This window comes from Nitrospirales bacterium, from assembly GCA_031315865.1.
Classification (GTDB): Bacteria; Nitrospirota; Nitrospiria; order Nitrospirales; family UBA8639; genus JAGQKC01.
The window spans coordinates 2,837,822-2,851,869 of sequence record JALDRJ010000002.1 but is presented as its reverse complement, the minus strand read 5'-3'; the positions used below and the strand labels follow the sequence as shown (position 1 = coordinate 2,851,869).

At 46.4% G+C, this 14,048-nt stretch carries 10 protein-coding genes; all 10 read right to left on the bottom strand.

The annotated features are described in order from the left end of the window. Nucleotides 1–4 precede the first annotated feature (4 nt). The 10 genes from MRJ96_13010 to MRJ96_12965 all read right to left on the bottom strand — a co-directional run bounded on the left by MRJ96_13010 (nucleotide 5) and on the right by MRJ96_12965 (nucleotide 14,042). Nucleotides 5–2,449 carry a glycosyltransferase gene (locus MRJ96_13010; protein MDR4502363.1) on the bottom strand — a complete coding sequence of 815 codons (2,445 nt, stop codon included), beginning with the start codon at nucleotides 2,447–2,449 and terminating at the stop codon, nucleotides 5–7. Nucleotides 2,450–2,524: 75 nt separating this feature from the next. Then, nucleotides 2,525–3,622 (bottom strand): zinc-binding dehydrogenase, encoded by a 1,098-nt coding sequence (locus MRJ96_13005; protein MDR4502362.1) that lies wholly within the window; start codon nucleotides 3,620–3,622, stop codon nucleotides 2,525–2,527. A 14-nt stretch (nucleotides 3,623–3,636) separates the two neighbouring features. After that, nucleotides 3,637–4,296, bottom strand: coding sequence for a class I SAM-dependent methyltransferase (locus MRJ96_13000; protein MDR4502361.1), 660 nt, complete (start codon nucleotides 4,294–4,296; stop codon nucleotides 3,637–3,639). A gap of 111 nt (nucleotides 4,297–4,407) precedes the next feature. Then, nucleotides 4,408–5,988, bottom strand: a complete 1,581-nt coding sequence (locus MRJ96_12995; protein MDR4502360.1) for a B12-binding domain-containing radical SAM protein — start codon at nucleotides 5,986–5,988, stop codon at nucleotides 4,408–4,410. Further along, on the bottom strand, nucleotides 5,985–8,078 hold the full coding sequence (locus tag MRJ96_12990) for a cobalamin-dependent protein (protein MDR4502359.1): 2,094 nt from the start codon (nucleotides 8,076–8,078) through the stop codon (nucleotides 5,985–5,987). Before MRJ96_12990 ends, MRJ96_12995 begins: the two co-directional genes overlap by 4 nt. 96 nt (nucleotides 8,079–8,174) lie before the next feature. Next, the gene (locus tag MRJ96_12985; protein ID MDR4502358.1) at nucleotides 8,175–8,951 is read right to left on the bottom strand and encodes an SDR family oxidoreductase; all 777 of its coding nucleotides are present in this window, start codon (nucleotides 8,949–8,951) and stop codon (nucleotides 8,175–8,177) included. Nucleotides 8,952–8,969: 18 nt separating this feature from the next. After that, a complete protein-coding gene (locus MRJ96_12980) occupies nucleotides 8,970–10,226 on the bottom strand; it encodes a class I SAM-dependent methyltransferase (GenBank protein MDR4502357.1) in 1,257 nt (418 codons plus the stop codon). Continuing rightward, entirely contained in the window at nucleotides 10,216–11,172 is a 957-nt protein-coding gene (gene panB / locus MRJ96_12975) for a 3-methyl-2-oxobutanoate hydroxymethyltransferase (GenBank protein MDR4502356.1), read from the bottom strand. Before panB ends, MRJ96_12980 begins: the two co-directional genes overlap by 11 nt. Nucleotides 11,173–11,192: 20 nt before the next feature. Then, nucleotides 11,193–12,962, bottom strand: coding sequence for a thiamine pyrophosphate-binding protein (locus MRJ96_12970; protein ID MDR4502355.1), 1,770 nt, complete (start codon nucleotides 12,960–12,962; stop codon nucleotides 11,193–11,195). Between the two features lie 48 nt (nucleotides 12,963–13,010). Next, entirely contained in the window at nucleotides 13,011–14,042 is a 1,032-nt protein-coding gene (locus tag MRJ96_12965; GenBank protein MDR4502354.1) for a GDP-mannose 4,6-dehydratase, read from the bottom strand. Nucleotides 14,043–14,048 lie beyond the last annotated feature (6 nt).

Genomic DNA, 14,048 nt, shown 5'->3' with positions numbered 1-14,048 from the left:
GTTCTCAAGTGGGCACAGTTTCGTCTCCCACCGAATCCAACGGAGATATGCCAAACCTCTTACGCACGAAGGGATCGCACGACTCTAATGCCAAGGCCCACTCAAAAGCCTTTTTTGCTTCTGTGAATTCCCCATGACGATACAAGTTTTCAGCGAATGCCCCAATAATATCTGCCGTGATAAGTTGTGGGGTCTTAATCAAAACACTGAAGAACGTCTCCGGACTTATGTTTATCAATTCTTTAAAGGCCAGAATGAGCCCAGATAATTTTTCTGAAGTATCGGGCGTTTCGATAGGGGCATCGTCATAATACGTTTTGCTCATAGAGATACGAAACGCGTAAAAGTCTTTGAAAAATTGAATTTGCTCTCCAGATGTGAGGCAGGGAAGGTAATCTGTGCAGATGTTGAACCATTCTTTGGCCTTCACGGCATAGGGCGTTTCCGTTTTGCCACCGGAACGATAAATCATTGATTGAGAAAACACGTGATCAAGAAAATGGAATGAATACTTTTTCATGGCAATCCGAAACCAGTACTGATAATCCACTCCATAGGAAAGACGCTGATCAAAATACCCAACGTCTTCAAAGAGTTTTCGAGAAAAAAACATAGAAGGTTGGAAGAGGTTCAACCGGAACCAACGCGGCAAGGTCACCATATTGACCGGTACGGCTGGCATGACCCAATGTGTGGGCTGCCGGTCATCGTTAATAAACATGGTTTTCCCGTACACGAGATGGCAGTCTGGGATGACAGTCATTTCAGCGGCCACTCGCGTTAGGGCACCATCTACATAACAATCATCGGCGTTGAGCCATCCGATGATATCTCCAGTTGCCATTTTCAACGCTTTATTCAGCGCCTCAACTTCTCCATTGTCAGGCTCAGAAATCCACGTTACATGGGGATATTCTTTGAGAATATCAACCGTACTATCTTTGGATGCACCATCGACGACAATATGTTCAACACTCTCAAAATTTTGTCTCAGCACACTCTCAATACAGTGACGAATAAGAGAACCACAGTTGAAAGATGGTGTCACGATGGAAAATTTTGGACGGCTCTTCGTGCTACAGTTGATCATGAGTGAGTCTTGTTGACACCCCGTGGAAATCTCACCTTGTTTAGGTGAGGAATAAATTTCCTGAACAGCTGGTGCAAGCATTCGCAGATCATGAAGTCCTCGCTCAGCTTGGGAGTTCTCGGGATCGAGCTCAAGCATGTTTTTATAGCTCTTCATGGCCAATTCGGTTTCTCCCAAGCGTGAATACGTTTCCGCCAAGCCATGATGTAGTGGGAGATAATCCGGAAACCTGGATATTCCGTTTTTCAACGTCTCGACGGCAATGTTGATATTGTTTAAGGCAAATGCAGTAAACGCTAAAGAAAGATATGCTTCGACTCTCTCGGGGACTTCCCGCAGGAATTGCATTCCCAGTGGCAATGCCTCGTTGAGGGATGCTCGGGCAATTGCCTCATCGCAACATCCAGCCGTAAACGCGACGTTTGGCTCCAATGGAGAAAGCGCCGCCCATCCTCTTTTCGTGGCGGTTTTTCTTTGAATATGCTGACTCCACTGCCACCACGGGTAGTGAATGAGTTGTAAGGTCTTCAGATCCCAATGCTCAGGCGCCTCGAGCACAGCGCGAATAATTTCATCACCGAAATGATTCATCACTTTGCCCTTAATAAAATACGGAAGGATGTCCTGAAATTCTAAACCTTTCAACAACGAAAGTATCCGATGAAGAACTATTTTTTGCTCACTCCAATCTCGCTTTCCGGACGCAGAATAGCTACGATTTTGCACGCGAATGACACCCAATGCTTCAGGCACATAACATACCCCATACCTAAATCCCACAGCTAAATTTGTGAACCAATCACAGTGCCATTTTAATGACTCTAAAAACCCACCAACTTCTTCAACGGCGGAACGTTTCAAAATAGCGGTTATCCCTGCAATGTAATTTCCGTTCATCACGTGAGCCAGTTCGTCTGGCGAAAAATACCGGGAGGTGTCACCCCATTCGTGCCGTTTGGTAACTTCTTTTCCTGATTCGACGAACAAAAAAGAATAATCAGACATACAGAGCCCCGCCTCAGGAAATTGAGCGAGTATGTCCATTTCTTTTTCGTAAAATTCAGTCGAATATTTATCGTCCGCTGAGGGAATGCTTAAATATTCTCCTGAAGACAACCCAATGGCTTCTCTCACCGATTCGACGCCGCCCTGATTTTGATCGTGACGGACAAATCTCATAATGGGATCCTGTGCGCTCATTTCTTCCATAATTGACACACTATGATCGGTTGACCCATCGTCAATGACGATGAATTCTTCCGGTCTCCGGCTCTGCCCTAATATGGACGACAACATATCACGCAGGTAGCAACCATGGTTATAATTTGCCATGACGGCAGAAAGAGAGAGCTGAGACATAAAGGAGCTATTATTGAAAAAGGTTACAATTCTTCATAAGCCAGGCAGTGAATAATTCAATTGCCTCCATAAACCTTATCTCATTGTTATCAAAGCTCGGCCAACCTGCCCCATTTCCATCGCCTCAATTACTCGATTGATTTCTTCGAGTGGTTGCTCGTGTGTGATGAGACGCATCAACGGAAAATCGCCGTTTAAAAATCTCTCTACATACTGTTGAAAGTCACGTTCAGGAACCGATTCGCCTCCCCAGGTACCAATCAGTCGTTTCCCTTTGATTAAATCGAACGGATCGATGGACATTTTTTCTCCGTATGCGACATTCCCCGCAAGGACGCACAATCCGCCTTTGGGCCGCACGACATGAAATGCGTCCTCCATGGCTTCCCGACGTCCGACCGCTTCAATCGCATAATCGACACCTTGATTGTCGGTCATGTCCATGATTTCTTTTTTCACATTCGTTGACCGTGCATTGAATGTGTGCGTCGCACCCAACAAACGGGCTTGTTCCAATTTGTGATCATAGATATCAACCGCGATAAGAGACTTGACCTTTACACTACTGGCGGCCAACAACACACTCAGTCCAATGCCTCCAAGCCCAAAGACCGCCACACGACTTCCAGGTTGAATCTGTGCCGTATTGAAAACAATGCCTGCACCCGTCGGGACCGCACAGCCCAACAACGCAGCTTCTCGCAGGGGCATTGATGACGGAATAGGCGTCACTCGATTTTCACAAGTAATCGTATGCCTCATAAACGTACTGACGGCACCTGAATGAATGATGCCCATGTCACTCTGGTATTGTGTTGACGAAACTTCGGCCCCCGTACCTTTGATCCATGACAAGATGACATGGTCTCCAGGCTTAACCTTCTTGACCGCCGATCCGACATCCATGACAATCCCAGACCCTTCATGTCCCAACGTATGGGGCAAATACCTGTCAGGTCCTTTCTTTCCCTGCATCTCCATCATTTGAGTCCGACAGAGGCCACTGTATGTCACCTGGACTAGCACCTGTCCCGGATTCAACGGGGGCAGAGAAAGAGTCATAATGGAGAGAGGAGAACCAATTTGAGTTAACACGGCGGCTTGCGTCGTCGATACCCCAACGAGGGAAGGACGATGATCGTCATTGATTTTCTTCTTCGACTCCGTTTTCATGATTGTTTCGTCCATCACGCGGCAATAAACCAGTAATAATCCCCTGTGTATTTCACGTCTTCAAAGACTTTTTCCCAATCTTGCACATCCATGTAGGTCAACGCAGTGAGATTCCACTTGAGTAACCGCTCTCGCTCCTCTTCATTCCTCCATGCATCCATCGTAACAAAAGCCGGACCTCTCGATACGCGTTGAATTTCCTTCAATGCCTGTCGGCATTCTTCTAAATCGAGATTATGAATGGTATTGATCGAAATGACTAAATCAAAAGAGTTGTCTGCAAATGGTAAGTCTTTCGCATTGCCAAGCTGAAGATCAGACCGCACGGACTCAAGACTGTGTTCGAGTGCATAAGGTGAGATATCGATACCAGCGATGGTCAATCCAGGAAGAAGTTCCTTGAAGTCGTGGAGCATGTATCCTTTGGCACAGCCGACATCTAACACGCTGGATTCATTCGTCAAACCGTAGAAATCTCGAAACCGCTTAACCGTTTCCCGCCAAAATCTGGGATGATATGAATAGCCACCGTATCCATGTAGACGATCTCCATCGAAGTATTCTCTTCCAAATTGACGTGCGATCTGACGATGATCTTCTTGAATATGTGCCCCTCGTTCCTCGATTGGTCGTGTTGCCTGCGGATACCGATCTAACAGATTCACTTCACTCATTAACCTTCTCCTTGTTTTTTGTTGCGTGGTTCTACATATACACGTCTTAAAAAGATTTTGCTTTTACTGTCGTGCCGAGAGCCACGTCATGACGCGTTATAAATTTTTGCCTTAAGCAATTTTCGGGGCAATCGATCGATAAAGATCTGGTTGGTAATACAGCTCTCGAAAAGACCAAGGACCGTCATAGTTTGGGAAAAAGTGAAAGAAGGTGTCTTTCGCATGCGTCCTGAGCTCCTCGAGCTGCTGAAGACTAACGCCAACCATCGCGGCATATTTCACACGACGAGATTCTGAAGAAAAATTAATACGATCCCAATCAAATGCCCGAATCACTCCCAACTCGTACTCGCTAAATGCCTCGGTACTATATAGTGCAACGGTTCGTTTAATAATTCGATTGATCTTCCCTGAATCTTCTAATTGCCCGGACTTCCTTACTGCTTTCATTAATCGTGTCCCCATCATGGGAGTTGCGATGGAAAAGACCGAATAATCGATTTCCGGATGGCCCTCGGCAAACGTCAAGGTATCCAAAATCTCTTCACGAGTTTCTCCAGGCATGCCGATCACAAACATTCCAATGACTTCTAAGCCGAGATCGTGCGCCCACATGATGACGTTATGGTGATGCTGAACTGTCGAAAAACTTTTGCCAATGACCTTTTTCAATACCCGATCATTCCCTGACTCTAATGGACAAATGAGCCGGTACATCCCAGCTTCTTTCATCGCACTCAAGACATGGTGAGTGAGAGGCCAAAGTGGCATACCTTGAGCGACAAACCAAGGAAATTTCAGGTTTCTTTTCATGATTTCATTCGTCAATTCCAGTATCTGCGTTTCTGTTTCAGCAAACAAATCATCAAAAAAGTGTATTTCTTTAATTCCCTCTTCAAGAGCGACTTCTATTTCATGGATGACCTTTTCCACTGGTTTTCTTCGATATCGCTGTTTCTCCCCGCGTAAATGAGCAACGCTACAAAACGAACAACGCAGTCGACAACTTCGGGAGGTCATAATGTCTCGATATTGATTACTGCGTTCAGGAAATCGAATTTTTCCAAATTCTAGAACCGAGGAATAACCAAGCTTATGGTCCCCATCTAAGAGATCATAAGCTGGCAAGGGAAGTTCACTCACATCGACCAATGGATATTCATGTGAAACCCTGACTTTACTTTCATATTGAAACGATAAACCGGCAACACTGGAAAGATTGCTACCGTTATTGATGGCAAGTAGCAGCTGACTAACAGCAAAATCGACCTCCCCCTTAATCGAATACTGACAGATGCCTTCCTTGACGGCTTGTCCAGGGTAATTACTGGCATGCCCCCCTGTTAAAATAGTAACGATATCGGGCATTTGTTCCTTTGCTATGTCAAACACTCGCTTAGCATCCCAATCTTGGGCTGTGGCAAAGGTCAAAATGGATTGAATCACGACAGCAGCATCGGGCTTAAAGTTCTCAATTATCGTCGCTAAATGATCAAAACGATCATTGGTGTAGACCCCTAAGTCCACAATTCGAACCTCAAATCCTTTTTCTCGTAAATCAGATGCGACAAGGGTCGGTTCGATTGGCGAGACCAATCGGTAAGATTCAAAATCTGGACGGTGGTGACTGGAGTCTTTCTTCCCTTCACTATTCACGAGCGGAGGAACGACGATGAGAACCTTGTCAATCATGCAACTGCAGCCTTGTTATCAACTGATTGTTGAGGCAATGACACAGGTCCTCGTTCAGCTTGGACCGCAACCCTGGCAGGCTTCATTCTTCGATACAGTGTTTTAATGTGACTTCGTAGCAAGATGCGTCCTAGACCCGTGACTGACTTTCCATATTGTTTGAGATACCCTTCGATAGCGGTTTGTTGCTCCTCGTCTTGAAAAAATTCGAAAGATAATCCTTCAGAGCAATACACCTGATCGACATCAAGCTTGAAATCTTGCTCCTCGAGTTCAGAAAAATTGAAATGGAAATACTCATTGATAGATTGTCCGTGATCTAATATCCCCTGTTTCTTGAGGAGGCTATAGCTTTTCAATTCCACCAAGTATTGACCCGTCAATTCATCATCCTGAGCATGTTGTTTGAGGAGCTGCGCAGCAATATGAAATGCAACTTCATGAAGAGCATCAATGTGAAAGAAATATCCTAAGGCTCGATATTTAAAGAGTTCGTTATTTCCGGCTTCTTCAGACACATATCGCCGAGCCTGCTCTGGGTTGGTTAATAAGGTCTTGACCTCTTCCTTATCGCTCCACAGCGAGCCTTCGGTTTCTTGCACATAACCTCTGTAGAGTCCCTGCAAGGTCTCGTGAGAGACCGCATGGGCATGAACCGCCTGTATAAATGAAGAAGTCGTCAGGCCTTTTCGATTCAGCAGTTGCATGAGTTCACGAAAAATCCCGCCGTTATAAAACATTTCAATGGTTAATTGAAATTCTCGACAGGCCACATAATCCTGGTATGAGAACGTCGCATTACTGATACAAATTTCTTCTACTTCCCCACAGCTGAACGTGTCCTCAAGAAATCGATAGATACCGAAATTCCTTGGCATCACACGATAGCTCGTCTTCATGCCATATTCATTCCGAGTTTGTTTCTGAGACATTTCCGACCCCGGCAACATCATCAGTTGGTACATCCGTACAAAATTCACATCGGAATCCACGAGCGCCAATATGGAATCAACATGTTTTTCTCTCGTATCACCCGGAAGACACATAATCACTTCCGAATAACTGTTCGCTCCAACTCCCTGAGCCGTTTTGGCAGCTTCAATCAGCTGATCGAGTGAAATGTTTGACCGTTTGATGTTTTTGAGGATTTGCTGATCACTCGTTTGTATCGTGGCAGAAAAACTCATCGCTCCATCCAAAATTGAAGCCGCCTCTAGCACCAACTCCTTATTATTTTTTCCCGTTGAAACATGCAGGTACTTGGGCCAACCATATGTTTTCTGAAGATCTGAGATATACCGGCATACCTCTAAATCTTCTTTGAACATGCCAAAATTCGAATCAACAATATAGAGGTCAGGAACGGTCACACGTTCGGCAATGTAATCCAGGTCGCGGAATATTCGTTCCCGGCTATACTTATTCACCTTGTTGTAGAACGATTGCCCTTCAGTACAAAATGTACAAAGAAAGGGACATCCTCGATTCGTCTGCAACATCGGAATGAGCACACCATCGAAAAACTTGTCACACCGCCCACTCAAATACGGAGAGGGAATATCTCCAAGCTTGGCAATCCTTGGTCCGAGTTCTCCATGAATGACTGTGTCATCAATTCGATAATGCGTATTGGAGAGTTTTGTTCTCGTCCTCTTAAATCTCTTACAATCCCAATCACAGGCTTTCAGCTCCTGCAAGAGAGAGACCATAGCCTGTTCGCCTTCAAATTGGATATAAAAATCAATATTCGGATGATCGAGTAAAAATTCTGCTTGTTCTTCGTTGGAGATCGGAAAATTCGGTCCTCCGAAAATTGTGATCGTATCCGGAGAATGTTCTTTGATTCGCGTACAAAATTCGTACGCTAAGGAAAAGTTCCACGAGTAATTCGAGAAGCACGCCAAATCAGGTATGACGTGATCAAGATATTGGCTGAGATCTTCGGGATACTTACAGACGAACGATTCAAAATAATCGGGGATTTCCTGCTGAATATACTCTGCGATGAGAGAAGCGCCATAGGGAAACGTGTTCGACGCGATCAACTGACCTGTATGGGTTAAGTCTGCAAAGCTAATCGTTTTTTTCATGGTCTTTTTCCTCAATCCATCTATCTTCAAAAACAGGCAGAATCGATACCCAACGACACCTGCACTCGCCTCTCACGAATGGGGATTTCGCCTTCATCACTGACCGAAATAGTGGCGGCTTTGTCCCCCATCGACAGGCACGAGAGAGCCTTGGCAGAACGTGGCGAATTGAGAGCATAAAAATGCTACGAGCGGACCTACCTCGCTCGGGACAGCAAATCTTCCTAACGGACAACGCTCGGCAATATACTTCTCAACATGTTCCGGGCGCTCGCGTTGCGCTCTTTCCCAATGCCCTCCTTCGGTCACGACCACTCCGGGAAGCACCGCAGACATGACGACATCATCGGGAGCTAAAATCCTCGCCATACATCGAGTGTAGGCCGCAAGTGCAGCTTTGATCGTGCAATAGGTCACTGGGCCATTATTTTCGAGCGAAGCCGTAGACGCGATATTGACGATACGCCCCCATCCGTTTCGTGTCATAGCCGGAATGACGTTTCCATTCATCTCCAAAGCAATTTCCAAATTAAATCGATAGACTTTTGACCAATCATCGAGGGAACAATACGGATCTTTAATGTCTAGCGTGCCTCCGACATTGTTCACGAGAATGTCAGGATCACCATGCGAATGTTGAATCTCCTCCATCACGCATGTCGGCACCCCTGCTGCCATCAAATCGGCCACGATACAGACAAGTTCATGCTGACCATCCTTCACTTCCCCGGCGAGTGAATCCAAATCGTCCTTATTTCTCGCAATCGCAATGACCCTTGTCCCCTCGGACACCAGCACCTTCACGACATTACGGCCAATGCCTCGACTGGCACCCGTCACGACCGCTAACTTGCCTTGAATACCTAGATCCATGTTTTAGTCTTGTCTCTCTTATACCGAGCTCAATGGCACAATAACTTCACGCACATGACGGTCGAATAACTTTTTCATCATCGGTCTCACATTCGCCCGAGAAGCGACCGACGTCAACAAACACACGGTATCTTCCAATGAGGCCACATGAGAGGAATGTTGGATAGGAACGGGAAGGTTCACATAAAATTGGCCGTCCTTTTGAGGATCATCATCCATAATGCAGTCCAGACAGGAGAGATCGTTTTGAAGGTAATAACTCAAAATTGGCAGCATAAGAGATGCCCCATATCCCACTCGTTTTGAATCCCGAAAACTGGTCAAGCGCGTAGATACGGAATCCATCGTCAAACGAAATCCTGAATAGTTTTTGAGAATCTCTTCTTCCTGAAGCTTCTGAAAACTAGAGGCTCGAAAGCGAGGTTCATTTTTTGTGTGCGATCGTTTTTTAAAGGCTACGAGCAACGTCCCCCAATGATGAGGGTTCACGTCATACCCGATTAACTCTCCACCCAAGTTTTCCAACATATGAGTTAATGAACGCAGGCTGAAATAATTGAGGTGCTGATGAAAGATCTGATCGAACCGCCAGTCTGCGACTAAATACTCAAGTCCAGGAAACTGAAAACAAAATATCGTGTTATCCGAAGTCTCGTGAAGCAATTTTTCAATCAGCGCTCTCGGGTCGGACAGATGTTCCAGGGTATGACTACTCACGACCAGACAGTCTGTCCCTTCAGTTATGTCGTGCACGTTGACGTGTTCAACGAGATCTCCAATGAGGGTAAAATCTGTGTCTGGGTAAGACTCATGTGCAAAGATCGGATCAATGCCAATCAACCGAGACGCCCGCCCTCTGAGTTTTTTCAGGAGATTGAGATCACTACAACCGATCTCGACGACTATGTCGAAGGTTCGATCCCTAACAACTCTGCAGATGAATGTATTGAACATATCCAAGGCCTTGATCGCAGTATGACTCGTCGATGATCTGAACGTGTACTGCGAACCATATACGACTTGCGGATCCAGCACATGAGCCAAAAGCCCATGCCCACACACCGTGCAAAAATGAAATGCCTGATCCACGAAACCTATTTTCTCATGGACTTGTTGAGCGGAATACATTTCAGTTAATGGAAGGTCTGGAAGGTCAAGCAGAGGCGATGAAAGCCGATTCCCACAAGCAGAACATGTCGTCCTCACGTCAGACGCAATATGCTTGACCTCGTCCCATTCCTCCACCATGCTTGAGGATCGTTCGTTAACAGGCATGTGGAAGAGTGGCCCCTTTTTCTTCTGTCACATATTTCCATTTTGGATCGGCCAGCAGTTTTTCTAATTCGCCGTCATTGATCTCATAACAATTTTCTTGGGATGGAAATGTCCCCATTCGCACCTCATCAGCATATAGAGCCAATGACTCTTCAATGAGCTTTCCGACTTCACAGTATCGCTTGACGAACTTTGATTTAAATTCAAAGAACATTCCGATCAAATCATGCATGATGACCAATTGCCCATCGACCATTTCTCCTGCACCGATGCCGTAAACAGGAATCGCTAAGTTGGCGGCAATGTAAGCCGCTGACTCACGCGGAACAGCCTCCAACAGCAACAGACGACATCCCGCATCTTGCAAAGCGACGGCTTGCTCTAAAATCTTATCGACATCAGATTTTGTTTTTCCTTGCACACGGTAGCCTCCAAGCAGTGCACGGGTTTGGGGAGTTAATCCAAGATGACTCATCACGACAATGCCTGAATCGGCAATAGCCTTGACTCGATCAATCATGGCCCCTTCAATCTTGACTGCGTCACATCCACCTTCTTGCAAAAACCGTCCGGCGTTTTTAATGGCGATCTCATTGGATGGTTGGTACGACATAAACGGCATATCACCAATTTGCATGGCTTTTTTGTTCGCACGCCAGACTCCACGACAGTGACTGATCATATCCTCCATCGTCACGGCAATCGTGGTCTTATACCCGAGCGTCGTCATACCCAACGAATCGCCGACCAAGACAATGTCGACACCGGCCCGATCTGCGAGCAGTGCCTCAGGATACGTATAGGCCGTAACCGCAACCACCTTTTCCTTCTTGGCTTTTTTTCTTTCTAGGGTGACCAACGTGGTCTTGGCCCGCTCTCGCTTGTCCTGTCCAACCTTGTGCATTTCGGAGATTGCTCCCTGCGTAGTATTCAGCTTCTGACTCATACCGCCTCACTCTCCTTTCGTCATGCACGCTCACGCATATTCATGATCTTGTGTAATTCCTCGTGAGGGATCTTGGGGTCTAAGTCCTCGAGCCCTGCTCCATATTTCAACATCGGAGTAATCTTCTGATCTGAACGAATCTCAACTTCACATAACTCCGGACTATCATCTTCAAATATTTCGAGAAGGGATCTTGTCAGCTCTTGATGGGTTTGAACGTGACTAGTCGGAATTCGAAAAGCCTTGCCTACAAGTTGAAAGTCAGGAAAACACAACCCCGTTTTTTCGTCTACTGCTTCGAAGCGGGCATCCAACCATGCTTCCAGCGTCTGTTTCTGAATTCCATGTCCGTGATTATTGAATACAAAAATCTTGACTGGCAGTTGATGCCTCATGACTGTCGCTAACTCTTCTAGGCACATCATGAGGCCACCATCTCCGATAATACAGACGACCCGTCGTCCCGTCGCCAATGCTGCCCCAATACTGGCAGGAAGCGAATAACCCATCGGGGAATGATTCCATGCCGAAAACACACGTTGCCCTTCGTTAATACCTATCGTCTGCATCGTCCAACTTAAGTTCCCTCCGGCATCGGTAATTACGATATCATCGCTTTTGAGTCGCTCAGACAACTTGGTTAAAAACACATAGGCATCAACATCTTTTTCACGATCCCGATATTCATCAGGACATATGGGATAGTCCTTATTCCAGCTCCTAATACAGTTCCACCACGTTTCATGTGATCGGCTGTCAGGATTCCAGTTCAAACTCGAACAAGCCGCAAAAAAAGTTGTCGCCGTCTCCTGAATTTTTAAATCGATTTTGATTTCATGATCTTGAAATTTTTCTAATTCTTGAGAATCGATATCGACCATCACTTTTGAGGCGTTGGGTGCGAAAAGGTCCGGGCGTCCACCAATCACCATCTGATTCAATCGCGTCCCTACCGCAATCACTAAATCTGAGTTTTGGACCGTAAAATTCCCCCCTCGTGGGCCACAAACCCCTACCCTTCCCGCATTGACCGGATCATCTGATGAAAGCAGATCTGCGCCCCCCCAAGTCAGAAGCACTGGAATGTCCAATCTCTTTGCGAACGCCCTAGCTTGTTGCTCAGCTTTTCCAATACGAATCCCAGCTCCGTAAATAAGAACCGGTCGCTTTGCCTCATCCAGAAGGCTTTGAAGTTTCTCACACCATTCAGGTTTATGGGCAAATGGATATAAAGACTTCTCAGGTTGATAGACTTCAAGATCGTCTACACGAACCTCAACCCGCTGAAGATCATCAGGGATATCGACTAAGACCGGGCCGGGTCGACCTTCCCTGGCGATGAACACGGCTTTTTGTAATTCACATCGAATCTTCAAGGGATCTGTGACTTGCACTGCATATTTTGTGACAGGTTTAAACATAGAAACGACGTCCGTTTCTTGAAATCCTTTTTGCCGCAAGGCCGAACGGCCTTTTAGACGATGCCGAGCAACTTGCCCCGTCAATAGTAACGTTGGGATTGAATCAAAATAGGAACAACAGACCCCAGTCATCAGGTTGGTAGCGCCAGGACCGCTCGTCGTCAAAGCTACTCCCAGATTGCCATTGCTCCGAGCATATCCATCTGCAGCCATAGCTGCTGCTTGTTCATGTTGAGTACATACATACGTCAAAAATGGATGCCTCGCGATAGAATCGACAAGATGAACGGCCGCTCCTCCCGAAATCAAAAACACATGCTTCACGCCCTCACGAGCAAGGAAATCGGCCACATAGTCTGAAAGCTTCATTTGTCACCACACCATTCAAAATCGCTGTCAACGACGCATAGCACGATCTCATGCCGCATGCTGATATTCCCATGGACAATGGGCAATGATCGGCCAGCTCCTTGCGATCCAATCCACCGTGCGCTGCAACCCCTCATCGAGTGTAATTCGAGGCTCCCATCCGAGCTCGGTTCGACTTCGGCTCGAATCGATGACATAAGCGGCATCCTGGCCCAATCGTTCCTCGACGCAAATGGTCGAACGCTCGAAGTCTTTTCCCAAAACGTGACATAATTTTTGAACCACCTCTTTCACAGCGATTCCATGTTCAGGAGAAAAATGATAGATGGCACCAAGCTCCCCCTTCTCCATGGCCAACAGCTCTCCCCGCGACACGTCACGAATATGGATATACGATTTGACCGCCGTTCCTCCGCCATGTAATTGAATCGTATTTCCTGTTTTCAATGAAATGATCGTCCGCGGAATAATCTTGAATAATTGCTGGTACGCGCCATAGACATTGGTGGCACGGATCATGACGAGAGGAAAACTGTAGTTCTTCACGAGTGTAAAGAGAAAAAGATCGGCGGCGGCCTTTGACGCGGCATACGGAGTGCTTGGGTTCAATGGAGCCGTTTCAGTCACACGACCTTCACACGTTCCGTACACTTCTGGGGATGAGATGTGGACGTATCGCTTCAGATAGTCACGCTCTTTAAGAGCATTCGTAAGTTTGGACAGAGCGACCACGTTGGTTTGAAACCAGTGCTCTGGATGCCGCCAACTGGGCGCCACTTCACTTTGCGCAGCGAAATTGACGATATAGTCAGGTTTCAGCATGTCCAATTGTCGTATCAGGCGATCCCCATCCGTGTTCATATCCATCCGATGAAACGTAAAGTTTGATCTCTTGTGGCGGGTATAAGGCAGCAGCTCCTTGTGCTTTTCTGTGGATCGGCTGATACCGACCACTCGATTCCGAGGGTCTTCTAAAAGAAGATCGATAAAATCGCTTCCCGAAAACGAGTTGCTGCCGATGACCGCGATAGTTCTAGGCCCGGGGGATTCGACACAATCTTGTGACGGCAATTTGTCCATACACGT

Bases quoted from the DNA above. Each gene is read 5' to 3' on its own strand.
- MRJ96_13010 (MDR4502363.1), bottom strand. From the start codon at position 2,449: ATGTCTCAGCTCTCTCTTTCTGCCGTCATGGCAAATTATAACCATGGT.
- MRJ96_13005 (MDR4502362.1), bottom strand. From the start codon at position 3,622: ATGAAAACGGAGTCGAAGAAGAAAATCAATGACGATCATCGTCCTTCC.
- MRJ96_13000 (MDR4502361.1), bottom strand. From the start codon at position 4,296: ATGAGTGAAGTGAATCTGTTAGATCGGTATCCGCAGGCAACACGACCA.
- MRJ96_12995 (MDR4502360.1), bottom strand. From the start codon at position 5,988: ATGATTGACAAGGTTCTCATCGTCGTTCCTCCGCTCGTGAATAGTGAA.
- MRJ96_12990 (MDR4502359.1), bottom strand. From the start codon at position 8,078: ATGAAAAAAACGATTAGCTTTGCAGACTTAACCCATACAGGTCAGTTG.
- MRJ96_12985 (MDR4502358.1), bottom strand. From the start codon at position 8,951: ATGGATCTAGGTATTCAAGGCAAGTTAGCGGTCGTGACGGGTGCCAGT.
- MRJ96_12980 (MDR4502357.1), bottom strand. From the start codon at position 10,226: ATGCCTGTTAACGAACGATCCTCAAGCATGGTGGAGGAATGGGACGAG.
- panB (MDR4502356.1), bottom strand. From the start codon at position 11,172: ATGAGTCAGAAGCTGAATACTACGCAGGGAGCAATCTCCGAAATGCAC.
- MRJ96_12970 (MDR4502355.1), bottom strand. From the start codon at position 12,962: ATGAAGCTTTCAGACTATGTGGCCGATTTCCTTGCTCGTGAGGGCGTG.
- MRJ96_12965 (MDR4502354.1), bottom strand. From the start codon at position 14,042: ATGGACAAATTGCCGTCACAAGATTGTGTCGAATCCCCCGGGCCTAGA.